Annotated in this window: 20 protein-coding genes; 13 read left to right on the top strand and 7 right to left on the bottom strand. The window is 59.0% G+C overall.

Annotation, left to right across the window (positions count from 1 at the left end):
* The first annotated feature begins 55 nt into the window (after nucleotides 1–55).
* Nucleotides 56–1,447, top strand: a complete 1,392-nt coding sequence (locus tag QBL02_RS05800; RefSeq protein ID WP_282725447.1) for a hypothetical protein — start codon at nucleotides 56–58, stop codon at nucleotides 1,445–1,447.
* On the opposite strand, the gene QBL02_RS05795 is transcribed toward QBL02_RS05800, so the two are convergent.
* Both QBL02_RS05795 and QBL02_RS05790 read right to left on the bottom strand, forming a co-directional pair.
* Complete coding sequence (locus QBL02_RS05795; protein WP_282725446.1) at nucleotides 1,433–2,923, bottom strand: PLP-dependent aminotransferase family protein; 1,491 nt, start codon at nucleotides 2,921–2,923, stop codon at nucleotides 1,433–1,435. The two genes, QBL02_RS05800 and QBL02_RS05795, sit on opposite strands and share 15 nt — an antisense overlap.
* A gap of 65 nt (nucleotides 2,924–2,988) precedes the next feature.
* Nucleotides 2,989–4,731, bottom strand: coding sequence for an ABC-F family ATP-binding cassette domain-containing protein (locus QBL02_RS05790; protein ID WP_282725445.1), 1,743 nt, complete (start codon nucleotides 4,729–4,731; stop codon nucleotides 2,989–2,991).
* A gap of 298 nt (nucleotides 4,732–5,029) precedes the next feature.
* Here QBL02_RS05790 and QBL02_RS05785 point away from each other — a divergent pair, with 298 nt between their 5' ends.
* The 7 genes from QBL02_RS05785 (at nucleotide 5,030) to QBL02_RS05755 (ending at nucleotide 15,065) form a co-directional block, all read left to right on the top strand.
* Nucleotides 5,030–5,674 carry a pyridoxamine 5'-phosphate oxidase family protein gene (locus QBL02_RS05785; protein ID WP_282725444.1) on the top strand — a complete coding sequence of 215 codons (645 nt, stop codon included), beginning with the start codon at nucleotides 5,030–5,032 and terminating at the stop codon, nucleotides 5,672–5,674.
* 72 nt (nucleotides 5,675–5,746) lie between these two features.
* A complete protein-coding gene (gene smc / locus QBL02_RS05780; RefSeq protein WP_282725443.1) occupies nucleotides 5,747–9,430 on the top strand; it encodes a chromosome segregation protein SMC in 3,684 nt (1,227 codons plus the stop codon).
* 149 nt (nucleotides 9,431–9,579) lie between these two features.
* On the top strand, nucleotides 9,580–10,488 hold the full coding sequence (locus tag QBL02_RS05775) for an ABC transporter ATP-binding protein (RefSeq protein ID WP_282725442.1): 909 nt from the start codon (nucleotides 9,580–9,582) through the stop codon (nucleotides 10,486–10,488).
* An 11-nt stretch (nucleotides 10,489–10,499) separates the two neighbouring features.
* Nucleotides 10,500–11,405: an ABC transporter permease gene (locus QBL02_RS05770; protein ID WP_282725441.1), complete on the top strand. Its 906-nt coding sequence runs from the start codon at nucleotides 10,500–10,502 to the stop codon at nucleotides 11,403–11,405.
* Nucleotides 11,402–12,841, top strand: a complete 1,440-nt coding sequence (locus tag QBL02_RS05765; protein ID WP_282725440.1) for a histidine kinase — start codon at nucleotides 11,402–11,404, stop codon at nucleotides 12,839–12,841. The genes QBL02_RS05770 and QBL02_RS05765 overlap by 4 nt, the downstream gene beginning before the upstream one ends.
* 49 nt (nucleotides 12,842–12,890) lie before the next feature.
* A complete protein-coding gene (locus tag QBL02_RS05760; RefSeq protein WP_282725439.1) occupies nucleotides 12,891–13,586 on the top strand; it encodes a response regulator transcription factor in 696 nt (231 codons plus the stop codon).
* 207 nt (nucleotides 13,587–13,793) lie between these two features.
* Nucleotides 13,794–15,065 (top strand): ABC transporter substrate-binding protein, encoded by a 1,272-nt coding sequence (locus tag QBL02_RS05755; protein WP_282725438.1) that lies wholly within the window; start codon nucleotides 13,794–13,796, stop codon nucleotides 15,063–15,065.
* Nucleotides 15,066–15,348: 283 nt separating this feature from the next.
* On the opposite strand, the gene QBL02_RS05750 is transcribed toward QBL02_RS05755, so the two are convergent.
* From QBL02_RS05750 to QBL02_RS05735, 4 genes are read right to left on the bottom strand one after another with little or no spacing between them, the layout of a single operon-like run.
* Nucleotides 15,349–16,116 carry an ABC transporter ATP-binding protein gene (locus QBL02_RS05750; protein ID WP_282725437.1) on the bottom strand — a complete coding sequence of 256 codons (768 nt, stop codon included), beginning with the start codon at nucleotides 16,114–16,116 and terminating at the stop codon, nucleotides 15,349–15,351.
* The gene (locus tag QBL02_RS05745) at nucleotides 16,113–17,102 is read right to left on the bottom strand and encodes an ABC transporter ATP-binding protein (protein WP_282725436.1); all 990 of its coding nucleotides are present in this window, start codon (nucleotides 17,100–17,102) and stop codon (nucleotides 16,113–16,115) included. Before QBL02_RS05745 ends, QBL02_RS05750 begins: the two co-directional genes overlap by 4 nt.
* Nucleotides 17,095–18,084: a branched-chain amino acid ABC transporter permease gene (locus QBL02_RS05740; protein ID WP_282725435.1), complete on the bottom strand. Its 990-nt coding sequence runs from the start codon at nucleotides 18,082–18,084 to the stop codon at nucleotides 17,095–17,097. The genes QBL02_RS05745 and QBL02_RS05740 overlap by 8 nt, the downstream gene beginning before the upstream one ends.
* A 9-nt stretch (nucleotides 18,085–18,093) precedes the next feature.
* Nucleotides 18,094–19,470 carry a branched-chain amino acid ABC transporter permease gene (locus QBL02_RS05735; protein ID WP_282725434.1) on the bottom strand — a complete coding sequence of 459 codons (1,377 nt, stop codon included), beginning with the start codon at nucleotides 19,468–19,470 and terminating at the stop codon, nucleotides 18,094–18,096.
* A 213-nt stretch (nucleotides 19,471–19,683) separates the two neighbouring features.
* Between QBL02_RS05735 and ftsY the strand changes: the two genes are divergently transcribed.
* The 4 genes from ftsY to QBL02_RS05715 all read left to right on the top strand — a co-directional run bounded on the left by ftsY (nucleotide 19,684) and on the right by QBL02_RS05715 (nucleotide 24,641).
* Nucleotides 19,684–20,559, top strand: a complete 876-nt coding sequence (ftsY, locus tag QBL02_RS05730; RefSeq protein WP_282725433.1) for a signal recognition particle-docking protein FtsY — start codon at nucleotides 19,684–19,686, stop codon at nucleotides 20,557–20,559.
* A gap of 396 nt (nucleotides 20,560–20,955) precedes the next feature.
* Nucleotides 20,956–21,804, top strand: a complete 849-nt coding sequence (locus QBL02_RS05725; protein WP_282725432.1) for a 3-hydroxyacyl-CoA dehydrogenase — start codon at nucleotides 20,956–20,958, stop codon at nucleotides 21,802–21,804.
* Between the two features lie 101 nt (nucleotides 21,805–21,905).
* The gene (gene ffh, locus QBL02_RS05720; protein ID WP_282725431.1) at nucleotides 21,906–23,474 is read left to right on the top strand and encodes a signal recognition particle protein; all 1,569 of its coding nucleotides are present in this window, start codon (nucleotides 21,906–21,908) and stop codon (nucleotides 23,472–23,474) included.
* A gap of 30 nt (nucleotides 23,475–23,504) precedes the next feature.
* Nucleotides 23,505–24,641, top strand: coding sequence for a hypothetical protein (locus tag QBL02_RS05715; RefSeq protein WP_282725430.1), 1,137 nt, complete (start codon nucleotides 23,505–23,507; stop codon nucleotides 24,639–24,641).
* Between the two features lie 31 nt (nucleotides 24,642–24,672).
* Here QBL02_RS05715 and QBL02_RS05710 read toward each other — a convergent pair whose 3' ends face one another.
* Nucleotides 24,673–25,827 carry a glutamate--cysteine ligase gene (locus QBL02_RS05710; protein WP_282725429.1) on the bottom strand — a complete coding sequence of 385 codons (1,155 nt, stop codon included), beginning with the start codon at nucleotides 25,825–25,827 and terminating at the stop codon, nucleotides 24,673–24,675.
* Between the two features lie 195 nt (nucleotides 25,828–26,022).
* Between QBL02_RS05710 and rpsP the strand changes: the two genes are divergently transcribed.
* On the top strand, nucleotides 26,023–26,466 hold the full coding sequence (rpsP, locus tag QBL02_RS05705) for a 30S ribosomal protein S16 (protein ID WP_282725428.1): 444 nt from the start codon (nucleotides 26,023–26,025) through the stop codon (nucleotides 26,464–26,466).
* Nucleotide 26,467: the final 1 nt, after the last annotated feature.

Here is a 26,467-nt window from a genome sequence, read left to right as displayed (position 1 = left end):
ACCACAACCGGTGCAGCCGCAGGGGGCGCCGCAGGGGCTGCGGCAGCGTCGGTCTGTGTCCGCCCGAGCCGAGGCTGCAGCTGTCAAGAATGTGCGCCGAGCGCTGCACAGCAAGACGTTTCCCAGTGCCGGTGAATTCGCCAGTCGAGTGTATTTCGCAGTCATGCTTTTTGTTATTGTGGCCGCTCCAATTGTTCGTGGAGTGCTGCTGTGGCTGGCAGAGGCGTTGCCAATGCCGGGCGATCCGCTGCTGGCATGGGCAGCAGTCACGGTGACAGTTGTCACGGCCTGCGTGCTTCCCGTGATCGCCTGGTATGCCGTACCGATTCGTATTTCGTTGCCTGAACTTGACCTGCTTTTTACTAGCCCGCTTTCGCGCTGGCGCTTGCTTTCGAGCAGAGTGCTTCGGTTTTTTGCTGCGGGGATCATCGTGGCCTGGCTGCTCGCTTCAACGTTGCTGGTAGCGCGGCTCATGCAGGGCTTTGACGTGTTGCCGATGATCTGGCCTGCAGCTTTGGGTGGCCTGATCATCGGCTTGCTCGGTGTCGGACTCATGTTGCTCGTGCAACTCAGTCGTGGCATTGCCTGGCAGCAACTGCGAGCTCAAGCCGAGCGAGTTGACCTGGTGAGCAGTCTTGTCTTGACCGGTGATTTCGCGAGTGCTTCTGCTCGAATCGGCGATCCGGTGACGCTCGGCAGAAATTGGCGGCTGCGCATTGGCAAAGCTCAAAAATCTAGCGTTTGGCTGTTTGTTTGCCGTGATCTGATGGGTGTCGCTCGTACGCCTTTGCGCAGCAGTATGGGGCTAGTGGGCACGATTCTTGCCGCCAGTCTCGCGGTGGTCGCGCTTTCGGCCAAAGAACTCAGTGTTGCGGCGACGCTTGGCATGGCAGCGCAATTGCTGGCCTACGCCTCGATGCAACCTTGGGTGCGTGGGTTACGCACGGCGGCTGAGGGAGCTGGCGCGCCACCGCTCTTGCCGTTCTCCACAAGAGGTCTTCTGCTGCGTCATCTGATCATGCCAGGGGGTTGCGCGCTTTTGGTGAGTTCTATCGGGGTGCTCGTTGCAAGTACCTTGCTGGATCAAGCTTCTGGCGCTCAAGCGCTCACTCAATTGCAACTCACTGAGCAGGTGGGAGTGTTGAAAGCAGTGCTGGCTGCTTCGGGAATCTCGTTGGTGGCGCTCGTTTTGCGTTTGCACGGCTCACTCAAGGGGCCTCTGCCAGAACGGCTACTCGCTCCAGTGCCGACACCGGTTGGCGACGCCGCGGGCATCAACATAATGCTCTGGGGCGCCGACGCGCTTGTTCTCGCCGCACTGAGTGGCGCCGTTCTTTTTGCGCTCTATGGGTTCGCCCCGCTTCCGGCGGTGATCGTGCTTTGTGTGATTCTTGGTGCACTCACCTTGATGTCTGAAAGCCGGTTGCGCCGTTCACGCGCGATGTAGCTGGGCATTGGTTTCGGCAGAAATTACTGAGATGAGCGCCTGCACTCCTGCCGCGAGGCGTGTGGTGGGTTCTGCGCCATAACCAATTGCGATTGATTCCGCGGCCTCGCCTATTTGGGTGAAATCGCTCAAGGTGTCAACCAGTACACCGTGTTCGGCGAGACGTTTCGCAACGTTTGATGCTTGTACTCCGGGTGGCAATTGCAACATCGCGTGCAGCCCGCCTTCGGTGCCGCTCAGGTGCGAAGCGAGCCCCGCCGAGGCGAGCTCGCGAATCAAACACTCCCGACGATGCCGGTACTCTCTGCGCGCTTTGGCCACATACCGCCTGAAGCTTCCGCTTTCGAAAAAGCTGGCGGTCGCCGTTTGCACGAACTGTGGCACAGCCTGGCCCACTGTGCGTTTGGCGGCCATCAGCTTCTGCCAGATTTCACTGCCGGCGGTGGTGATTACGTAACCGCAGCGCAGCGATGGTGAGAATGACTTGTTGAGGCTGCCGATGTGCGCGACGACTCCACCGGGATCGAGGGCGGCGATCGCGGGTAGGGCCGATCCAACGTATCTAAATTCGCTGTCGTAGTCGTCTTCGACGAGTAGCACCCGATTGTTTCGTGCCCAGTCGAGCAGTGCTGCGCGTTCGGCGGCGGGCATGACTCCGCCAAGCGGAAACTGGTGGCTTGGCGTGACCAAAAGTGCGTTGAGGTCGCTTGGTGTTTCGAAGGGCGATGCAACTGCTAGCCGATCAAGATCTGCGAGAGTGAGCGATTGCGCATGCAGTGGGATCGGCTGGACGAACGCCCCGCCAAGTCGCAGCACTCTGGCGGCTTCTTGGTACCCGGGATCTTCCATGCCCCATTTTGCTTGTTGACCGAGCGCCAGGGTGATCAGGAGCAGGGCGTCGACTGTGCCTGAGGTCACGATCACATCTTCTGCGCTGCAGTTGAGCCCGCGTGCGCGTCTCGCGTGTGTCGCGATTTGTTCGCGAAGCGCTGGATCGCCCTGCGCAAGCGGAGCATATGAACTGAGCGGTGCACGCGCTGCGTGCTGCATTTCTTTGCGCCACTCTTCTGGCACGGTGAGACCTGCTACGGGGTTGCCTGTGCCGAGGTCGATGGCGGGCCTGGTCGCAGTGCGACGCAGGGTGCGTGGGTCATTTCTGCCATAGTTTGTGCTCGTGTCGTCTTGCTCTCGGGGCTGCGCGGTGTGCGAGAGCAGTGGGAGCACACCAGTTGCGATTCTGGTGGCCGAGCCGGCTGATGCTTCGAGGTAGCCTTCGCCGTTTAATTGTTCGTAGGCCCGCACCACCACAGAGCGCGAAACACCGAGTTCGTGTGCGAGCGCTCGAGAGGAGGGCAGCGTGTCGCCCGCGGCTAGCTGCCCCGAGAGCACATGTCCGCGCAATTGCTGCACGATCTGCTGCGCGAGTGACACCTCGTTCGTGCGACTGAGTTGCAACCAGACGGAAGTGAGAGGCATGGGTGTCCAATCGAGAAGTGGTATCTCTATTCTTGCTCAATCTGGGTGATAGCTAGGACCGCATATTAGGCGAGGTGGAGCTGGCTGTGCTGCCAGTGTGTGCGCAACCACCGATCGTGAGAGGCAACGATAACGGCGCCCGGGTACTGGCTGATCGCATGCTCAAGCTCGGTGACGAGAGTGAGCGAAAGATGATTGCTCGGCTCGTCAAGCAGCAACAACTGGGGTGGATCCGCGAGCAAGATCGCAAGCTCGAGTCTGCGCTGCTGACCGAGGCTCAACCTCGCAACCGGACGTTCAAAATCACGCTCGGCAATGAGGCCAAGGCCCGCAAGCGGCTGCAATTGAGCGCGACTTTCGCCGAGCGCATCTCGATAGCATTCGATGACGGTTCGGGCCGATCCTCGCCGATACGGGTCAGCAAGCTGCACATCTTGACCAAGCATGCCGACTCTGGTGCCCGGTTGCACCCTCAGCGAACCTTCGTCTGCCGTGAGCACGCCAGCGATGATGCTTAACAGTGTCGATTTGCCGACTCCGTTTGCGCCGGTGATGAGCAGCTTTTGATCCTGCTGTAGTTGCAGCGAGACGGGGCGAAGTCGGCCGGCGATGCTCAGTCCACCTGCCGTGATCAGATCCTCTTGTTGCGTTGGATCGACATCCGCTGCTGCCACACCAGCAATGTCGGCCGCATCAATCTGAATGCCTGCAAAACGAAGCTCCTGCGGCGGCCGGCGAATCTGTGTCGCTTCGAGTTCGGCAAGGCGTGATCGTGCATCGTTCACTCGCCGCGCAACAACCTTGGCATTGCGATCGGCATAGAATTTCTGAGCCATGCGCGTTTCAGAACGCGGTTTCCACTCTTCGTGGCCAACGATCTGGCTGTTCCCAACCGAGGCCCGCAAGCGGCGCAGCTCTGCCTGTTCGTCGTTATATCGCCGTTCCCAACGCAGCCGTGTCGCTTGTCGTGCCGCCAAATACTCGCTGTAATTACCAGTGTGTACGGTGACTCCGTACCCCGACCCTGGTTCGTCAGCTTCGTCATCAATCTGAGTGAGAAGCCGTGCGGCTGGGTCGAGGTCGATGAGTCCGGTCGCGTTTTCGTCGAGAAAACTTCGGTCGTGGCTGGCAAACATCACTGGGCCGCGCCAAGCATGGAGTTCGCGTCTGAGATGCTCGATTGCCGCGTCGTCGAGGTGGTTCGTTGGTTCATCGAGTAGCAGCACATCGGGGCTGCGCAATAGCAACCAAGCCAGCCCGAGCCTTGCCCGTTGCCCGCCGGAGAGCTCGTCGGTACGGCGGCCAGTGTCAAGACTGTTGAGGCCCAGCCCGGCCAGCATGCTTGCTAGCCTGGCATCGGTGTTCCATGAGTCGAGGCGTTCGGCCTCAGCGAGGGCCTCGGCGTACGCTTCTGCGACTTCAGGGCTTTCAGGGTTACTTGAGAGAGCTTCGGCTGCTCGATCTAGGCGGTGCAGTGCGAGGCGCTGTTCGGCTACTGCAGTTTCGAGGGCCTGATGCACTGAGTCGGTCGGTCGAAACGGGGTCTCTTGGTGCAAGAGGCCGACGGTGGCGGGTGAATTTCCAGCGCTGCCAGCAACGCGCACACTGCCGCTATCGGCTTCGAGGAGCCCTGCTGCAACTCGCAACAGGGTTGATTTGCCCGAGCCGTTTTCGCCTATGAGGCCAATGCGTTGGCCCGCAGAAACTACAAACGAGACATCGGTGAGCACTCTGCGGTCTGGAAACACCACAGAGATTGCGTCAACTCGAAGATGAGTTTGGGGGAGTGAAAAAGAATGATTGTGCATAAGTATCCTGCAGATCGAAAAAACGCCGCGGGGTCAATACCTCAGACACGGTGACGAGTCGATACTTAAGAAATCACGGCTACACGATATCAGGGCTTCCTGGGCTATGTCTCATCGTTTGCAGAGTGGCGTGCTTGCTGATCCAGCGTTGAACGCTTCGGAAAGCGAGCGTTCGTTTCACCTAGGTGCAACCTGCGGATCTAAGTGGTACTTCAGTTTCTCCAGAAACTGGTATCTAGCTAGGACCGCTTTCTCGCGCAGAATGTCACATTGACAACATGCACGAAAAGAGGATCAGATGTTCCCACTGACATCGCAGCGTATGCCCGAAAAGATGAGCGAAGAACGCGCAGCTCTAGACGAACTTTTCGCATCGAGCGTGCTCGCGCATATTGCTCTGATCGTGCACGACCGACCCGTTGTGTTTCCAACGGCCTACGCGGTGATCAACAATCGCCTCGTGATTCACGGTTCAACCGGCTCTCAGTGGATGCGCGCCATCGAAGGGCAAGAAGTCACAGTCGAGATCACAAAGCTTGACGCAATTGTCATAGCGAGAAGTACCTTCGAATCGTCAGTGAACTACCGAAGCGCGATGCTGTTCGGGCGCTTTAACGCGGTGGCAAACGACGAAAAATCGGCACTGCTTGATGCACTCTCAGACCGCTTGATCCCACGCAGAAGCAGCGAGGTACGCCCATCATTAAAGAAAGAACTCGCGGCAACCACGGTGCTCGCAATGCCGATTGAACAGTGGTCGCTTCGGGTGTCTGAGGGTTGGGCCGAAGACGGTGACGAAGACATTGCTGGTGATAGCTGGGGCGGGGTCGTGACCTTTGGTCCGCCAAGCGCGACCATTGCCGCCACACCCGATCTGCGTGAGGGCATCCCAGTGCCAGCCTCGGTTCTCGAACTCGCAGGCGCGCCTGGCCGCATCATCTGAATACCGCGCAGCTTGGCGTGAAACCGGTAAAGTGAACACTTAGGTTCATCGGGTAGCGGCTAAGGAGGCAGAGTGCACCTCAAAAGCCTGACGCTGAAAGGGTTCAAGAGCTTCGCTCAGCCAACCACTTTTCAGTTCGAACCCGGCGTCACCGCGATCGTGGGCCCGAACGGCTCAGGCAAATCAAATGTGCTCGATGCCCTCGCTTGGGTGATGGGTGAGCAGGGTGCAAAAACTCTGCGCGGCGGCAAGATGGAAGACGTCATCTTCGCTGGCACCAGCACCCGCGGTCCGCTTGGCCGCGCCGAAGTAAAGCTGACCATCGATAATAGTGACGGCGCGCTTCCCATCGAATACGCCGAAGTCACGATCAGCCGAACACTTTTTCGCAACGGCTCAAGCGAGTACGCGATCAATGGCGAAAATTGCCGCCTGCTTGATGTTCAGGAGCTACTGAGCGACTCTGGCCTCGGCCGCGAAATGCACGTCATTGTTGGCCAGGGGCAGCTCGACGCCGTGTTGCGAGCCACCCCCGAAGATCGTCGCGGCTTCATTGAAGAGGCAGCTGGCATTCTGAAACACCGTCGCCGCAAAGAGCGCACGCTGCGCAAACTTGACGCCATGGAGACCAACCTCACCAGGCTCAACGACCTGGCAGGCGAAATTCGTCGTCAATTGAAGCCGCTCGGGCGCCAGGCTGAGGTAGCGAAACAGGCCCAAGGGATTGCCGCAGAAGTGCGTGACGCGAAGGCCCGACTGCTGGCTGACGACGTCGCCCGGCTGCGTTCAGAGCTAGACGAACTTGCGAAAGACGAAGCCGAGCGACATAGCGAACGCATCGTGCTGCAAGAGCAACTTGAGCAAAAACAACTGCGCATAGGTCGCCTTGAACAAGAACAGCAAAGTGACGAACTTGATGGCGCAAGGCGGGTCACCGTCGCGCTCGAATCATCGCAAGGACGCTTGCGGGGCCTGCTGTCACAAACGCAGCAGCGCCTCACCTTTTTGGCAACCCAGGCAGAAGCGCCAGAGCAACTCAACCGGTTGAGCAAATCGTCAGTAGAAGAGGCCAAGGCAGAAGCTGAACGGCTCACCGAGCTGATCCCCGCGATTGAAGTTTCATGGCAAGAAGCCGGGGACGCCACCCGCCGTGCCCAGCAGTCGCTTGACGCGATCGACGAGCACATTGCTGCGCAAAGTGCACTCGTGTCAAAACACGATCTTGAGCTTTCGAAGCTGCGAGGTCAGGCGCAAGCTGCCGATCAGAAACGCCTCGCCGTCAGCCAAGAGGTAGAACGCCGTAGCGTCGCCGCCGAACAGGCAGAGGAGCGCGCCGCCGTTGCACAACGCGACCTCGATGAGTTCTTAACTGCGCTCGAAGACAGCGAATCCCCAGAAACAGGCCTTGATGACGCATACCGGGCCGCGCAAGATACCCAGAGCGAAGCCGAAAAGGCACGTGACGATCTGCGCGACGCGCTGCACAGCATGGAGCAGGAGCGGGCCGGTCTCGACGCCCGAGTGAGCGCCCTCGCGCGAATGCTTGACCAGCGCGACGCCTCAGGTGCTTTACTTGCAGAAGAACCCGCCGGTATTCGCGGCAGAGTTGCTGATCACGTTCGCGTAGTCGAGGGCTACGAAGCGGCGATCGGTGCGGCGCTCGGAGTATTCGGCGATGCGCTACTCGCTGAGACGGCAGGCGACGCCGGTGAAATTGTGCGTTCGGCGCGTGAGCGTGACCTTGGTCAGCTGCGCACAGTGATTGCGAGGTCGGCGCACGCCGCAAGTGATGCGCCAAAGATCACTGGGCTTACGCTCGCCACCGAGGTGCTGCTAGAAGCCCCAGACGGTGTGTACGGTCTGCTCTCGCGAAGCTATCTTGCCGCTGACGTTGCCGAAGCTGTCGCGGGCGCCTCAAAGTTGCGCGAACAGTGGCCAGCCGAGAGTTTCACGATTGTCACAAACTCCGGCGACGTGCTGACGCAGCACACCCTCACTGGCGGCTCGGGACTTGCTCCGTCGCGTATTGAGCTTGGTGCTGAACTTGACCAGGCAAGCCAGCGCCTTGAGAACCTCAGCGTTGAGATTGCCGAGGCCGAAGCCGCACTCGCTGAGCTGCGTGAAAAAGCGGCGCGCGCAAAACTTGCTGCGGAGCGTTCTTTCGCTGAATTACGTGCCGCCGACGCTCGTATCGCAGAGGTCGCTGAGCAGCGCAACCGCCTGACTGTGCGTGCCGAGGCAGGTCAGGGTGAGGCAGAACGTGCACGCCAAGCCCACACCGAAGTGGCTGGCAGCGAAAGCGAAGCCGCCACCGAAGCAGACCGAGCCGCTCGGACTTTTGCCGAAGCAGAGGCACGCCCACGCCCAATTCTCGACGCCAGCCAGCGAGACGAGCTGTTCGCTGAGCTTGAGCGGGCCCGTGCCGCTGAAATTGAGCGTCGGCTTGAACTTGAAACCGCTCGTGAGCGTGCTCGCGCGGCAGAAGCAACTCATCGCATGCTCGCCGAACAGTTGGCAGCCGAGCACCGCGCTGCCGAAGAGGCAGCGCGACGTGCAGTGTTGCGTGCGCGACAGGTCGCTCGCGCCGAGCGAGTGGCGGAACAACTGCCTGCGATCCTCGAATCATGTGATCGTTCGCTTTCAGAAGCGAGGGTAGCCCAGCAAGTTGCCGAACAGGAACGCGCAAAACACAGCCAAGAGCTGACCTTGCTTCGCTCAGAAGAATCTGAGTTGCGTGGCCGACTGCAATCGCTCACCGACCGGGTGCACGGGGCAGAACTGAAGAGTTACGAACGCAAGCTGCAATTGTCAGCGCTGCTCGAACGTGCAGGCAACGAGCTCGGCCTGGTCGAAGATGTGCTCATCGACGAGTACGGGCCACGCACCCACGCTCGCACAGCACCGTCTGAATCATCGGCCGCCACCAGTGCAGCCGCAGCTGCCGCTAATGAATCTGCTGCCGAGACCCCCGCAGAACCGCAAGAATTCGCGAGTGAGCTTGAAGCGCAACTCGCCGCAGAACTTGGCATTCAAGCCGCACCCGCGTCAGCAAAGACCCCTCAGGCGCCCGAGAAACCAGAGTTTGATCCCTCAACGCTCACCCGCGCCGAGCAGCAGGCCCGCCTCGCGAAAGCCGAGAAGCGCCTTGCGGAACTCGGCCGGATCAACCCGCTCGCACTCGAAGAGTTTGCGGCACTTGAACAGCGGCACAGCTTCTTGGCCGAACAGCTGCAAGACCTTGCAAAAACGCGCTCCGACCTGCTCGCCATCATCGCCGACCTTGACGAGAAGATGCAAGGCATTTTCGCTGAGGCGTTTACTGACACTCAGGCCGCCTTTGCTGAGGTCTTCCCGATCCTGTTCCCCGGTGGTTCTGGCCACATCGAGCTGTCAAACCCAGATGACCTGTTGAACACCGGTATTGAGATGGCTGTGAAGCCGGCAGGTAAGAAAGTTGAGCGGCTGTCGCTGCTCAGCGGCGGTGAGCGTTCGCTCGCAGCGGTTGCTTGGCTGATCGCAATCTTCCACGCCCGGCCAAGCCCGTTCTACATCATGGATGAGGTTGAGGCCGCGCTTGATGACGCCAACCTTGGCCGGCTGTTGCAGGTCTTTGAAACGCTCCGCGAGAACTCGCAGCTGATCGTGATCACCCACCAAAAGCGCACCATGGAAATCGCCGACGCACTCTATGGCGTTTCAATGCGTCAAGACGGCATCTCTGCTGTTGTGGGGCAGCGGATCGGCCCAGAGGTTTAAGCGGTTTCGCGCCTTTGGTGCAATGTCTAGACGAGCAGGATCATCCAAAGGGACGATAGCTGCGGTACCTGAGGGCGACGCGTCAGCCGCGCCTCAAAACATAACGTGGTCTCAGCGGGTCAAATTGACCCATTGAGAAAGGGATCACCATGATCGAGGCAACAAACCTGACAAAACGTTATGGCGCCAAGACTGCAGTGAACGACATTAGTTTTTCGCTGCAGCCCGGTCAGGTGATCGGTTTTCTTGGCCCAAATGGTGCGGGCAAATCTACGACCATGCGCATGCTGATGGGTCTCGACCGGCCAACTTCTGGCAGCATCACCGTGATGGGCAAACCATATGCTGAGCATCGTAATCCGCTCAGTGTTGCGGGAGCGCTGCTTGACGCGAAGGGTGTGCACCCCGGTCGCAGCGCCCGCAGCCACCTTCGTGCGCTCGCGGCGACTCACAGCATCAGTGATACTCGAGTCAATAAGGTGCTCGAACTCACGGGACTTGAATCGGTCGCGCACAAGCGGATCGGCGGGTTCTCGCTCGGGATGGGGCAGCGACTGGGCATTGCCACAGCGCTGCTCGGCGATCCGCAGGTACTGGTACTCGACGAGCCGGTGAACGGACTCGACCCTGACGGAGTGCTTTGGGTGCGCGAATTTGTGCGTGCCTTTGCCGCTGAGGGGCGCACAGTGCTGCTCTCAAGCCACCTGATGAGCGAGATGGCGCAAACCGCAGACCACGTGCTCGTGCTTGGCCGGGGGGCGCTGATCGCCGATGCGCCGATTGCGCAGTTGATTGCCGCCGGTGGCGGTCAGCGAACCGTGCGTGTTGTGTCGCCGCAATCCATCAAGCTCGGAGAATTGCTGCGTGCCCGCGGCGCTCGAAGCACTCAACAGAGCGACTGCGATGAACTACTGCTCGACGGTATCACCGCAGCCGAGGTCGGCGAGGTTGCCGCGGCCAACGGCATAGTGTTGCACGCACTGTCGACCGATGCCGCTTCACTCGAGGAGGCCTATCTTGAACTCACCCGCGGCGAACTCGAATACGCAGCAGCCTAAGGAGCATTGAAATGACTACGCTTACGATGAACGACAATCCGGTTCCGGCTGCACCGCAGGGCACGAAGCCTGGTGCTCCTCAGAATGCGCTGCAGCAATCTCAAGCAGCAGCGCCAGTGAACGCCCGGCTTTCATTTGATGGAATTCTGAAGGGGGAGTGGATCAAGCTCCTCTCGCTCCGCTCGATCCGCTGGTCGGTATTGGTGATGCTCGTGCTCAGCTGGGGCGGCGCGGCAATGCTCTCACTCGGTATGGCGGGCAGCGAATTTGTGACGCCTGAAACGCTCTCTTCGGTTGTCGGGCAGGCAGCCACCTTCGGCAGCATGTTTACGGTGCTGATCATGGGTGTGCTGGGTGTGCTCGCCGTGACGAGTGAGTATGCCAGCGGCATGATCCTCTCATCGCTTACCGCGGTGCCGTCGCGCACGCCGCTGCTGCTTGCGAAGGCCCTCGTGGTCGCCGCGCTCGCATTTCTGGTTGGCTCGCTCAGCACCTTCGGCGGTGCGCTGCTCTCTGGCCTCGTGCTTGGTGACGGTGCGCTTCAGGCGCTTGTAGACCCAGCAGTGGTTGTGTCGCTCCTTGGAAACGCGCTCTACCTGACCCTCGCGGCACTGCTCGCCCTTGGTATTGGCACGATGCTGCGTTCGAGCGCCGGCGCAATCTCTGCCGTGGTCGGCCTGCTTTTCATCGCTCCAATCGTGTTCCAGGTCCTCTCAATGACCGGTTGGGAATGGGTGCCAGTGGTCGCCAATTGGCTGCCAGCAAACCTTGGCTCGACTCTCTCAAGTACGGCGCTGCAGTCAGCTGCTGTCGCGGGCAGCGTGTCATACTGGGGCGCATTGGGTGGCTTGGCTGCCTGGGCTGTTGCGGCACTTGTGCCAGCCGCAGTGCTGTTTAAGACGAGAGACGCTGTGTGACCAGACACACTTCTGATGCGACACCAGGCGCATCTGCTGCAGGCGCAGCTCCGAACGATTTCGCTTCGGAGCTGCGCCTTCCGCGACCCCCGGGAGTGTTTCGGCGGTGGCTCGCCGCACACCCCAAATTGGTAGACGGCACCATTGTCGTTACCTACCTTTTCGGCTGTCTGATGATGGTGGCACTTGAACTGTTGAGCGGCATTTCAAGTACGGTCTACGAAGACCTCGACGTTCAGGGTGTTGACGCCCCCTACCAGTCGGCTCACCTCACCTGGCCTTGGATTCTGGTCAGCATCGCGTGTGTCATGCTGATCGCGTTGGCGCTTGCGTATCGGCGGCGCTTCCCGCTGGCGGGGCTGATCCTCGTCTCTGTTCTGATGTTTTTTGAGCAGGGGCTCGTGCTCGCGCCAAACGCGGTCGCGCTCGTGTTTATGCTTTACGCAGTGCCGGTCTACCGCAGTGTGACTGCTGGCTGGGTTGGCCTCGTGCTTGTTGTCATCATGGATACCACGATCGCTCTCTTGGCCGGCGGCTCGGCAGTGAGCGTAATTGGGCCCAACGGCTTCAATGTGAATCCTGAGGCTGATCTGCGCACCTCGATCACGCTCGCGGTGTTGAACGCTGTGTGGCTGTTGGCAGTGTTGCTGACCGCAATTAACCTCGGCAATCGCCGGCGCTACGTTGAGGCGCTGATTGACCGTGCGCACCAGCTCGCGACTGAGCGTGAGCAGCGTGCACAACTTGCCGCTGCCGCAGAACGATCACGTATTGCGCGTGAGATGCACGATATCGTGGCGCATTCGCTCTCGGTTGTTGTCACGCTGAGCGAGGCAGCCTCGGTGTCGGTCGCGACTAAGCCCGAGGCCGCCGCGAGCGCCATGGAGCGCGCAGCTGAAACCGGGCGCAGTGCGTTGATGGAGATGCGCCGCTTGCTCGGAGTGCTCAGTGAAAGTGAAGACTCGGGTTCGGTAGTGCCCGGTTCAGCGCCCGCGACCGGCAGTATTCCGGCGCCGCGTGCACCGCAGCCGGGAATGGCGCAGTTGCATGAACTCGTTGACGGTTTTCGGCAGGCCGGGCTGCGTGTTGGCGTGACCGAATCGGGCGTGCCCGCTGGCGATGCCACTCAGCAGCTTGCGGTGTACCGTATCGTGCAGGAAGCGCTCACCAACACTCTGCGTTATGCGGGCCGTGGCGCTGAAGCTCGCGTGGTGCTGGTGCATACGGCGAGCGAGAGCACGGTCGAAATCACTGATGCCGGTCGTGTGACGAGCACTGAGGCTGAGGTGAAACCAAACACGATTCCCGGTAGCGGTCGTGGACTCACCGGAGCAGGTGAACGTGCTCGCATGTTTGGCGGCACGCTCAGCGCTGGATCGCACGGCAACGGGTGGCGGGTGTTCGCCACTGTGCCAACTGGCGCAGCGGCGGCTTAACATCCGATCGATACACTAAACACACTCACCCTTTGAACACGGAGACACCATGAGCGACGCGGCGCTGAACATTCTGCTGGTTGACGATCAGGAACTGATTCGCACCGGTTTTGCGCTGATTCTTGGCACGCAGCCTGATCTATCGGTGGTTGGTGAGGCGGGCGATGGCGGCCAGGCGCTTGAGATGATCGAACGTTTGACCGCTGAGGGTACAGCGCCAAACGTGGTGTTGATGGATGTGCGTATGCCGGGCATGGATGGCATTGAGGCAACCGCCGCGATTGTCGCTCGATACCCGGCCGTTCGTGTGCTTGTGCTCACCACTTTTGATCTTGACGAGTACGCGCTTTCAGCTATTGAGGCCGGTGCTAGCGGGTTCTTGCTGAAAGACGCGCGTGCACCGGAACTTATTGGTGCTGTTCGTGCTGTAGCTGATGGTGATTCTGTCATGGCTCCGAGCGTGACCCGCCGCCTGATCACCCGGCTGCGTGAGCCTGCGAGCGTTGAAGCGCCTGAGGCTTCTCCGAAGCAGGGGCGATCGCAAGAGGCGCTTGCCCAATTGACCGAGCGTGAGCTTGAGGTGTTCACCCTGATTGCCGAGGGTCTCAGCAACGCCGAAATCGGCGAGAAGCTTTTTCTTTCCGAGTCGACTGTGAAGACTCATGTTGGCCGAGTGCTCTCAAAGCTTGAGCTGCGCGATCGTGTGCACGCGGTGATTTGTGCCTATGAGGTTGGTCTGCGCTAGCGCTCGGTGGGCCAACGCAAAGAACCTCAAATTTTGTGCAGCAGTCATTGATCTGCTGCTGAGGTGTCAAAGAAATCACTGCTATGTCACGAGTCGCTAACAACTCGGTTTCAATGCGTGCAGAACGCTGACAGCAGGGCCCTGTTCTGCTTATTCTCATGGGGAGTTCCGCAATGACGCGGTTCACCAATATGAAAGGTGTCATCCATGAAGATGATTTCCAAGCGCACCACAGGAGCACTGGCCATCGCAGCCAGTGCGGCTCTGCTTCTCTCGAGCTGCTCCGGTGGCACGACAGAAGAGCCAAAGAGCAGTGGTGACGGTCTAAAGATTGCAACCCTTCTGCCACACACCGGCTCACTCGGCTTCCTGATGCCACCAGTGCAGGCTGGTATGGCACAGGCCATGTCTGAGATTGAAGAAGCCGGCGGCGTGCTCGGTCAGCCAATTGAAATTGTTGCAGACGCCAATGAGGGCGACGGCAGCGACATCACCGTGGTTGAAAAGGGCGCAGACGAGGTTATCGCCAGCGGTGCAGCCTTCGTGCTCGGAGCAATGAGCTCCTCGCGTACCCTGCACGTGGTTGAAAAGATCACGGGCGAGGGCATCCTGATGGCTTCGCCTTCCAACACCGCTACCGCGCTCAGCGGCATTAGCCCAAACTACTTCCGTACCGCTCCACCTGACTCGGTGCAGGGTAGCGCGCTTGCCAACCAGATTCTGGCTGACGGCAAGGGCAGCATTGCCTACCTGACATTCAACGACGATTACGGCATCGGTCTGCGCGACACTATTCAGCAGGTCACCGAAGCGGGCGGCGCAACCACCGTGTACGGCGGCAAGGGCGACGGCAACGAGTTCCCGGTCGACCAGACCACCTTCTCGGCTGACGTCACCGCTGCAAAGGCAGCGAACCCAGACGCGATCGTTGTAGTGACCTTCGACCAGATCAACGCGATTCTGCCAGAGCTGCTGGCGCAGGGAGTCGACCCATCGACCGTTTACCTTGTTGACGGCAACGCAAACAGCTTCGCTGATGTTGTTGACCTCGGCAGCGTGGTAGGCATGCAGGGATCCATCCCAGGCGCTCAGGCGAATGAAGATTTCAAGAAGCAGCTTGACACGATCTACAACGCCGAATTCGGCGGCAAGCTCGAGAGCTTCACCTATGGTCCTGAGGCATACGACCTGGTGATGATCATCGCTCTGGCAGCTGAGAAGGCCGGCGCAACCGACGCTGTCTCAGTGCAGGCACAGCTCGCAGCTGTGACCGGTGCAAACGGCGGTGAAGAGTGCGATACCTTCAAGGACTGCAAGGCGCTGATCGCTGATGGCAAGGACATTCACTACATGGGCAAGGCTGGCACTGGTCCATTGAACGAGAACAATGACCCATCGACCGCTTACATCGGTATTTACAAGTACGACGAGAGCAACACTCCGATCTTCCAAGACGCAGTGAAGGGCGAGGTGAAGTAACACCCCGCTTCGAGAGAGAACCCCCGGGCTCGTTCCCGGGGGTTCTTTTTTGCGCTTGCGGGCGCTGGATCGCTCTGCCTTGCGCTAGTGCTAGTCGATGTGGGCAGATCTTCCTGCTTTTTGGCTTCCCGCGTCATTTTGTAATTCGCTTCGCGAAGGCAGGAGGCGGTGGGTGAGAACGAGGGGTAGAGGGGGAGCCTAGGGTTGAGGGAACGCAGAGTGGTGGGAACGCAGCAGCCCCGTTCATCGTGACAACTTCGATGAACGGGGCTGCTGTGTGCGGTTAGGCTTTGTCTTCCGTGTCCGAGGCCGCCGCCTCGACATCTGCGGCCAGGGTACCGAGGTAGAGCTCAATCACCTTTGGATCGTTCGCCAACTCGCGGCCAGGCCCCTCGTAAGCGTTGCGACCCTGATCGAGCACATAGGCACGATCGCAGATCTGCAGACAACGACGGGCGTTCTGCTCGACCATGATGATCGTCACACCAGTCTTATTGATCTGCCGCGTCCGAATGAAAGTCTCGTCCTGACGCACGGGGGAGAGGCCCGCTGATGGCTCATCAAGCAAGAGCACCTTGGGATCCATCATCAGTGCACGAGCCATCGCCACCGACTGGCGCTCGCCGCCGGAGAGTGAACCAGCTCGCTGCTTGCGGCGATCAGCCAACATCGGGAAGAGGTCCCACATCTCTGCAATACGAGTGGAGAACTCTTTCGGACGCAAGAAGAGACCCATTTGCAGGTTCTCCTCAATAGTCAGCGACTGGAAGACGTTGTTGGTTTGCGGAACAAAACCAACTCCCTTGCTTACCAACTGATTGGTTGAAAGACCGGTGACGTCTTCGCCCTCAAGCCGCACAGCCCCGTCTCGAATATTCACAAGTCCGAACAGTGCCTTCAGTAGCGTCGACTTACCAGCACCGTTAGGGCCGATAATGCCGATCAGCTCGCCGCGATAGGCCTCGAGCGTGCAGCCATTCAGAATATTGATTCCGGGGAGGTAGCCCGCAGTGAGATTGTCAGCCTGAACTACAAGTCTTGAGTCGTTCATCGGGTCTCCTCTACCTCTTCAGCAATTTCTGTCGCGATCGCTCGCATGAATCCGGTGTTGATTTCGGAATCGTCACCCAGATCCTTGTCGTGGTGCGCGCCAAGATACGCATCAACTACCGCTTCGCTTGTCATGACCTCTTCAGGCAGGCCCTCAGCGATCACCTCACCCTGAGCCATGACCACGACCCAGTCGCTGATGTGGCGCACCATGTGCATGTCATGCTCAACAAAAAGCACAGTGGTGCCCTCGTCTCGAAGCGCCTGAATGTGATCAAGCAGGCTCTGCGTAAGCGCGGGGTTCACACCTGCCATTGGCTCATCAAGCATGATCATCGCGGGGTTCGACATAAGCGCTCGCGCCATCTCAAGCAGCTTTTTCTGGCCACCGGAGAGATCGCCGGCCATGTCATCTTTCTTCGCGTCTAGTTTGAACCTGGTGAGGAGCTCTTCGGCTCGAGCGATGTTCTCGCGTTCGCGAGCCTGCCAGAGCGGAGGAATCAAACCGACAAAGATGTTCTCGCCCGGCTGGTTATTCGCGCCGATCAGCATGTTCTGCATCACCGTCATTCGCGAGAGCGCTTTGGTGAGCTGAAAAGTGCGAACCATGCCAGAACGTGCGGCTTGTGAGGCGCCGGTGCGGCGAAGATCTTTGCCGTTAAACGACCACTTTGCGTCACCGCCGCCAATGAGCTTCTGCGCATTCGAAGGTTGGTCAAAACCTGTGATCAGATTGAAGAACGTGGTTTTGCCGGCGCCGTTGGGGCCAATAAGCGCGGTAATTGCTCCACGCTGTACCTCAAGGCGTTCGACGTTGACCGCAGTCATACCGCCGAATCGACGCTCAATTCGATCCACCGTAAGAATCGAATCTGGCTTCGCCACACCGGGAACCTGATCGAGTTTTCGTAGCTCTGCGCGAAGCGCTTCGCGGTCGTAAGGATAGCCGTCGATCAGGGCAGTATCGTTTTTGCGTGAACTAGACATTGAACGACAACTCCTTCTTATTACCGAGAATGCCCTGCGGCCTGAAAATCACGAGCAGCATGAGCGAGACACCAATCAGTACCCAAGCAAGCTGCTCGGTCTGCTGCACATTCAGCACCGAGTTCGGAATGAACTGGCTCGCGAGACCCGTCAGCGCGATACGGACGATGAAGAAGATCAGTGTGCCAAGCAGCGGGCCGAAGATGGTGGCCGCGCCACCAAGCAGCATGATCATCCAGAGGTTGAATGTCATTGGGCGGCCCATCGAGTCCGGCTGCATCGCCGAGGGCATTGCCATCACGATGCCGCCAAATGCGCCCATTACGCCGCCAAGAATCAGTGCCTGAATCTTGTACGAGAATGAGTTCTTGCCGAGTGAGCGTACGGCATCTTCGTCTTCACGGATTCCCTTGAGCACACGGCCCCAGGGGCTGCGAATCAGCAACCAAGTCACGAGAATAAAGAGTGCGACCAAGCCCCAAGCTACGATTCTGGTCCACCAGTCATCGGCGCCAGTGTTGGCGTACGTGATGCCCAGAATGGTTGTGCGGCCCTCTGGCAGGAATGACAACTCGCTAAAGCCTGAGCGATACTCTGAACCGCTGAGCCCGGTTGGGCCACCGGTGACGCTCTGCAAGCTCGCCATACGGACGATCATGCGCAGAATTTCGGCGGCAGCAATCGTGACAATCGCAAGATAGTCGCCGCGTAGCTTCAGCGTAGGAATACCGAGGATCAACGCGAACACGACCGCGCAGAGCACTGCGACAAGAATTGCCGCCCAGAAATTGAGGCCAAAGTATGAGACCGAGACGCCGAAACCGTAGGCGCCGACGAGCATAAAGCCCGCCTGGCCGATGTTCATAAGCCCGGTGAAGCCGAAGTGGATGTTCAGGCCAATTGCGGCGAGGACAAATGCTGCGGTTGTTGGCGAGATTGCCGTTTGCAGCATGCTGGTAAGTAGATCGATCCAGAAATTCATGATGTCCTCCTATCCGATCCGCTCTTTGCGACCGAAGATGCCTTGCGGTCGAACCAGCAGAATCAAAATCAGGATCAGCAGGGCGGTAGCGAACTTCAGGTCGCCCGGCAGCCAAATATTGGTGAGCTCGACCACCATGCCGATGATCATTGAGCCGATGAACGCGCCAAATGCGGTGCCGAGGCCACCGAGAGTCACTGCGGCGAAGAAAAGCAACAGCATCTGCCCGCCGGTGAACCAGTTGATGCCGTTGAAGATTAGGCCAAGGAACACGCCAGACAAGCCGGCAAGACCGCCACCAACGATCCACACGACGCTGATCACACGGTCAACGTTGATGCCAGAAGCCTCAGCCAGCGCTGGGTTGTCGCTAATGGCACGGGTAGCACGACCAAAACGAGTGAACATGAGTCCGGCGCCCACCAGGATGATCGCGACGAGCGAGATGCCCATAGCGACGTAGGACTGAATCGTCATGGTGATGCCAAAGATGGTCGCGGTTGCCGGGTTGCGGCTATCAATACGAATGATGCCTGAGCCCCAGAAGTATTGGAACAGGTATTGCATCGTGATCGAGAGACCAATCGATACGATCATCAGCTGCATCAGGCTGAGCCTGCGCTTGCGCAGCGGCTTCCAGAGCAGTTTGTCTTGGGCCCAGCCGAACAGTGCCATCGCTGCAACTGAGATCAGAGCTGCGAGCAGCAGATTGCCGGTGATGCCCATAAACGTGGCCGCGAGCAAACCGCCAAGCGACACCATCTCGCCGTGTGCGAAGTTCGACAGGCCAGTGGTGCCGAAGATCAGCGAGAGGCCGAGCGAAGCGAGGGCGATAAGCAGGCCAAGGCGAAGCCCTGAAGCGAATTGCTGCCAGAAGCGTGGCCATGAGAACGAAGACTTTGCTTGGGTGGTTGCTCCACTCTCGGCGTTGTCGCCGCCTCCGCTGCTGCCACTATTTGCTTCGTCAGCATTTGCAGTGAGTGGGAAGAGCCCGCCCGCTGCGTTGCCGAGCTCGACACTAATGTCGCGGCTCTCAACCAATTTCAGAAACTGGCCCTCAGGCAGGGAGTTTTTGTCTACGGTGACGGTGAATGATCCGCTCTTGGTGACAGCGAATGCCCACTTGCCGTCGGATCCAGTTTCTACAGTTTGATCTTCACCATTGCCGCTGAGTTGCATGACTACGCCGGCGGCGGGTTCGCCGTCGCTCGTTTTAATAACGCCCTGCAAGCAGCCAGTGCTTGCATCGGGGGCGCATTCTGCTGCGTTGGCTCCTGGAACGGGAACAATCCCGCCAACAATGAGTAGAGCCAACAACAAACCGAGTAGTAAAGCAACGCTGCGTGGGCGTCTGGTGCTTACCGATATGGCCGTTGTACGGGTCACGGTACCTCCAAGGGTATCGCCCCGGGGCCTCGTTGCCCCGGCGCTTGAACCCCTTGATAGTAGCTGAGCGCAAGCGGATTTCAGACTGCAAATTTCGTAGTGTCACCGCTTCGTGACCTTAGTCTGAAAGTTTCTTGAGGTTCCCAATAGGTGCACAAAACTTATTTATGCTTGAGTGCGCTTGATTCCAGTCATACCCCTAAACTTGGAGGCATGGCTGAGCGCTCCTGGTCGTTTTCAAACGTGTTCCGAAATGTCTTTGGCGGTGGTGAACCCATCTCTGACGAGACCTGGGACGACCTCGAAACTGCGCTGCTCAGCGCAGACTTCGGGCCAGACATCACCGACTCGATCCTCGATCAACTACGAGCAGATGTCGAACGGCACCGAGTCACCGAAGTGAAAGAACTTCGGCGAATGCTTCGTGAACTCATCGAAGAGCGCCTCGCGGCCTTCGATCCAACTCTGAAACTCTCGGATCGACCAGCAGTGATTCTCGTGGTGGGCGTAAACGGTGTAGGCAAAACCACGACTATTGGAAAATTCTCGAACTACCTTCGTAGCTTCGACAAGCGCGTGCTCGTCGGGGCAGCAGATACCTTCCGTGCCGCCGCCGTAGAGCAGCTTGCTACCTGGGCCGAGCGCTCAGGCGCAGATATCGTACGACCCCAGCAGCAGGGCCAAGACCCAGCATCGGTTGCGTTCCAAGCGGTTGAGCGCGCAAAAAACGAAAACTACGACGTCGCCATCATCGACACCGCGGGGCGGCTACAGACCAAGGGCGGGCTGATGGATGAGCTCACCAAAGTCCGCCGCGTCATTGAAAAACAGTCGCCAATCGCCGAGGTGCTGCTCGTACTCGACGCAACCACCGGTCAAAACGGACTGGCGCAGGCCGAAGCATTCATCGAGCACGCCGGTGTGACCGGGCTCGTACTCACCAAACTAGACGGTTCTGCCAAAGGTGGCTTTGTGCTCGCCGTGCAGCAAAAGACCGGCCTACCAATCAAACTCGTTGGCCAGGGTGAGGGCATTGGTGACTTGACTGGTTTCACACCTCACGTGTTTGCTCAGCAACTTGTAGGGTAGGCGGACTTACTGGTTCTGTACGCTTACCGAAGCCGGGAAGGCTTCGGCGTTGGCGTCGCGGTAGCGGCCAGAAATGGCCGCTACTTTTGGCTCTAGCGCGCACGTGTTTGCCCAGCAACTTGTAGGGTAGGCGGACTTACTGGTTCTGTGCGCTTACCGAAGCCGGGACGGCTTTCGCCTTTGCTTCGCCGCGTAATCTGCGAATAGTTGAGGTTCTGGCGATCCACGCCAAATATTCTTCGGAACCGCTGTGAGAACTATCGCTAACCGCGAAATTTTGGACAGCGTTCATAGAAGGGGAGTAGACCTGAGGTAAGGCCAGACGGCCGAGCCACGAGCGCGACCGCCGAGCCGAATTTCGCCCAGATCAGGGCAGCATTCGAGAAAGGCAGTGCATTGCAGAACCTCACCGTGTTGGGAACCGGAGTTCTCGGTTCGCAGATCATCTTCCAGTCCGCATATTCCGGCAAAAACGTTGTTGCCTACGACATCAACGACGAGATTCTTTCGAAGCTTCCGGAACGTTGGGAATACCTGAAAGCGGCGTACCGGAGCGACCTCGCCGATGCAACCGAGCAGAAGCTTGACGAAGCAGTTTCGCGGATCCGAGCCACCTCAGACCTTGCCGATGCGCTGAGCGACGCCGACATTGTGATCGAAGCAGTGCCTGAGCGCCTCGACATCAAGCAGCAGACCTGGGAGCGCGTCGGTGAACTCGCCCCAGCAAAAACCATTTTCTGCACCAACTCATCCACCCTGCTCCCGAGCGATATCGCACCGTTCACGGGGCGCCCAGAGAAGTTCTTGGCATTGCACTTCGCCAATGAGGTGTGGAAGTTCAACACCGGCGAGGTGATGGGGCACGAAGGCACCGACCCAGAAATCTTTGAGCAAGTCGCAGACTTTGCTGCCGAAATCGGCATGGTTCCGATTCGTGTGCACAAAGAACAGCCAGGCTACGTGCTGAACTCACTGCTCGTGCCACTCTTGAACGCAGCTTCGGCGCTTTTCGTGAAAGGCGTCGCCTCGCCAGAAGACATCGACAACACCTGGCGGATCGCGACTGGCGCACCGTCAGGTCCATTCCAGATCTACGACGTTGTTGGCATGATGACGCCCTACAACCTCAGCAAGGACAGTGCTGATCCCACGCAACGCGAGTTCGCGGAGATTATTAAACGCGACTACATCGACAAAGGCTACCTCGGAAAGGGATCGGGCCGAGGCTTCTACACCTATAACTAGCTTGCGTAAGCTGCAACGGGCAGCTCGCAAGTGCTTCGTGCAACAGACCGTCAGCGCATTCGTGCCTGGCGGTCTGTTTCGCGCGGTAGGCTGTATTCACTATGGCTACTTTCGGAAACCTCTCCCAGCGGCTCACCGACACGTTCAAGAACCTGCGGTCAAAGGGCAAGCTCTCTGCTGCTGACGTCGACGGTACGGTACGCGAGATTCGTCGCGCCCTGCTTGAGGCCGACGTTTCGCTTGATGTGGTGAAAGATTTCACCGCAAAAGTACGCGAACGCGCGCTCGGTGACGAGGTCAACAAGGCGCTGAACCCAGCCCAGCAGGTTGTACAGATCGTCAACGAAGAACTCGTTGAGATTCTTGGTGGCGACCAGCGTCGCCTGCAATTCGCGAAGCAGCCGCCAACAGTCATCATGCTCGCGGGTTTGCAGGGTGCCGGTAAGACCACCCTCGCAGGCAAGCTGGCGAAGTGGCTGAAAGATCAGGGGCACACCCCACTGCTCGTCGCGTGTGACCTGCAGCGTCCAAACGCGGTTACTCAGCTCGGTGTCGTGGCTGAACAGGCCGGCGCTGCGTTCTTCGCTCCAGAGCCAGGCAATGGTGTTGGCGATCCGGTCAAGGTTGCGAAGGCAGGTGTTGCCGAGGCGAAGGCGAAGCAGCACGACTTTGTGATCATCGATACCGCAGGTCGTCTCGGTGTTGACGCTGAGATGATGAAGCAGGCAAGCGATATTCGCAAGGCCACAAACCCTGACGAGGTACTTTTCGTCATTGACTCGCTGATCGGTCAGGACGCGGTCGCTACCGCGAAGGCCTTCCAAGAGGGTGTCGACTTCACCGGTGTTGTGCTCACCAAGCTTGATGGCGATCAGCGCGGTGGTGCGGCCCTATCGATTCGTGGCACCACTGGCCGCCCGATCCTCTTTGCTTCTACCGGTGAGGGGCTCGGCGACTTTGAGCCGTTCTACCCAGACCGTATGGCGAGCCGCATTCTTGACCTCGGCGATATTCTCACTCTGATCGAGCAGGCGCAGCAGGCGTTTGACGAAGAAGAGGCGATGAAGGTTGCCGAGAAGATCGCAACCGAATCGTTCACCCTTGACGACTTCTTGAAGCAGATGCAGCAGCTTCGCGGCGCTGGCTCGATCAAGAAGATGATGGGCATGCTGCCTGGCATGGGCAAGATGAAAGATCAGCTCGAGAACTTCGACGAGCGCGAGATCGTTCGAACCGAAGCCATCATCCAGTCGATGACCAAGGCTGAGCGTACCAACCCGAAGATTTTGAACGGTTCACGTCGTCTGCGTATTGCCAAGGGTTCGGGTACCACCGTGACCGAAGTCAACTCGCTGGTGCAGCGTTTTGAGCAGGCTGCAAAGATGATGAAGACCGTCGCCAAGGGTGGCATGCCTCAGATTCCAGGCATGGGTCCAATGCCAGGCATGGCTGGCGGCTACGCAGGCAAGAAGAAGCAGCAGGCCAAGGGCAAGGGAGCAAAGCGCTCGGGCAACCCGGCAAAGCGCGCAGCCGAGATTTCTGGCAAGCCAGCTACACCGGCAACAAGCGGATCAGGCTTCGGCCTCGGTGCAGGTACAGCCGCTGCCGGCACCCAGCCAAACGATGCTGATCTTGAAAAGCTGCAGCAGATGCTCGGCGGTCGCGGCTAGTCGCATATTGCGGCGCGCCATAGTCAGCGCATGAACGAACCTTCCGAGTATCACGCTGACGAGCGTCTAGCCAGACTTCGAGCTGAATGGCCGCGTTACGTCAGTTGGGATGCGGTGCGTGCCGACGACCCAGAAGCGTTTCGCATGGCTGCTCGCGGCGTCTGGCTGCTCGGAGCGGCTGTGCTTGCAACAGTGCTCTGGCTGTTTCTGAGTTCAGACCTGGCCGATTCGCTTCCCGATTGGATCAAGTGGGTGAGCCCGCTGCTCTACATTGCTTCGCTGTGGGGCGGAATCATCTTGTGGATCGGCGGCATCATCATGGTGCTCATGCCGAGCGATGCCCGCCGCGCCATAGCGGTGAAACAATTCGGTGATGCGCACGGGCTGAGCTTTATGCGTTTTGGCTTTGCGCCGCCGAGGCTCGGCATTCTTTTTGCTGAGGGCACCGCAGCGCCACTGCCCAAACGCTTGCGCACCTTCGGCGGCAAGCCGGCCTGGCAGCAGGAAGATCCAGCGCACAAGTCGTTGTATCGCTCGGAGTTCACGCTGTGGCGCGGTGACGCCGCCTTCGAACCCGAACTTCAAATTGCGATTGCGAGTTTTCAGGGCAGTAAGAGCGATATTGCTGGGCCACGAAATGTGTTTCGATACATGACCATGCCGCTCGCGCGCGACCTGCCGCACTTGATGATCGACTCGCTGCACAACGGCCGGATGAACGCGGTGCTGCCAGGCTCGGAAAAGATGACTTTCGAGGGTGATTTCGATCGTCACTTTGCTGTCTACGCCCCGGCTGGCTACCAGCGAGACGCGCTTGAATTGCTCACCCCAGACGTGATGGTTTGCCTGCTCGACTACGGTAAATCTTGGGATATTGAGGTTGTTGAAGACCGTCTGATCGTTGCCTCAAGTAAGCCGTATGGCTGGTCTGACTCGAACGAAGTGCCCGCTCTGCTGCATTTTGCTGAGGTAATTGCGGGCGAACTTGGTCACCAGGTAAAAACCTATACAGATCCGCGCTCGGCCCGGCCGCGCTCGCAAATTGCCAAGCAGGGGCGCAGGCTTTCTAAACGCACTGCCGGTTGGTCGACGCTTATTCTGTTCGCGATTGTGGCGGGGCTACTGGCATTTCCGCACGTGCTGGGCTGGTTTCTCGACAACTTTTAGCGAAGCCGGCAGCGCGAGCGCTCAACAATTGTTAGTTGAGTCCGCTGTCAAATTCTGCCGTGAGGCTATCGACAACGGCTACCAGAGACTGCTTGCCCGCGGCGACGCCACCAAACTGTTCGTAGTTGCGCAGTTGTCGTTCGGCGCTGGTGCCATCGCTGAGCAAATCACCCACCTGCGCGAGTTCGCTTTCGCAACCGAGCTCGGTTGCGATTGGTGAGAGTCTTGCGAGCAGCGCGGTCAGGTCATCACGAAGGGGCACTTGAGCGCCGCTGTTGTCAACGATGATGTGCGCGTCGAGGCCATAGCGTGCCGCGCGCCACTTATTCTCGCGCAAAAACCAGGGCCGCAGGCGGGGGAGCGTCTCGCCTTGGTCGGCCTGCTGCTGGTAGTACTCGGCAAGACACTGAGTGAGCGCGGCAATCGCCCCGATCGTGGTGAGCGTTGACGCGCCATCGCAGAAGCGCACTTCAAGGGTGCCCCAGCGAGGCGCCGGGCGAATATCCCAGCGAGCCTCTGTTGGTTCGGCGATCACTCCGGTGAGAGCAAGGTCTTCGAGCACACGTTCAACATCTGTCCAGTTGTCGACCTCCCATGGCAGGCCAGCGGTCGGCAGCTGCTGAAAACGAAGGGTGCGATTCGAGGAATAGCCGGTTGACTCACCAGCCCAAAAAGGGCTCGACGCCGAGAGCGCCAGGAGGTGTGGAAGATGTGAGAGGAGCGCATGCATGAGTGGCACGACGCGGTCTTCGCGATCCACGCCAATATGAATGTGTACACCCCAAATCAGCATGTTGCGGCCCCACCAGCGGTACTTTTCCATAAACCGGTCGTATCGCTCATTCTCGGTGACCAATTGTTGATCCCAGCGGCTGAAAGGGTGGCTGCCAGAGCCAATGAGCTCGGCTCCGTGCGAGCGAGCCTGCTCGCGGGCAACAAGGGCGAGCTCGCGCAGATCAGCTGTGGCTTCGGACACTCTGCGGTACGGTGCGCTCACCAGTTCAACGGTGTTTTGCAGCAGTTCCCCGGTGAAGTGCGGGAACCGTGAGGTGGGAAAATTCGCTTGCAGTTCGGGCAAAATAAGCGAAGCAATATTTGAAAGCTCTCTTGATTCGCGATCAACAAGTGCCAGCTCCCACTCGAGGCCGAGCGTAGAGCGAGGGGAGGGGGCGAACTGAATCGACATGGGTGAAAGCCTCTCGCAAACGCTGCTAATGCGTAGGTGAATCATACGTTGCACGCCTGAGGTTCAGGTAAAACCCCTGATCGTGACAAAGTTTGCATTGAGGCTATAAATCGTGCGAAAATAGATCGGTTCGCGCAAGAGCGCGTCAGGCTTCCGCACTTTGAAGTGCGGCGTCACATCAACATTAGGAGCATCATGGCAGTCAAGATCCGCCTGAAGCGTCTCGGTAAGATCCGGGCGCCTTACTACCGCATCGTCGTAGCTGATTCGCGCACCAAGCGCGACGGCCGCGTGATCGAGGAGATCGGCAAGTACCACCCAACCGAGAACCCTTCGTTCATCGAGGTTGACAGCGACCGTGCACAGTACTGGCTCAGCGTAGGCGCACAGCCTACCGAGCAGGTTGCTGCAATCCTCAAGCTGACCGGCGACTGGGGCAAGTTCAAGGGCGAGGGCGAGACCGAGTCACGCGTTCAGGCTCCTGAGGCAAAGGTAGCTTTTGAGGCTGACGCCAAGAAGAAGCCAGTGCTGCGTCCAAAGGCTGAGAAGCCAGCTGAGGCACCTGCCGCTGAAGAGGCACCCGCTGAAGAGGCTCCGGCAGAGGTAGCTGAAGAGGCTGCAACCGAGGCTGAGGGCTAAG

Origin of the sequence: Leucobacter sp. UT-8R-CII-1-4 (genome assembly GCF_030010235.1) — a bacterium.
In the GTDB taxonomy this organism is placed as follows: domain Bacteria; phylum Actinomycetota; class Actinomycetes; order Actinomycetales; family Microbacteriaceae; genus Leucobacter.
The sequence above is the reverse complement of the archived record's forward strand: the minus strand, read 5'-3'. Positions and strand labels throughout refer to the sequence as shown.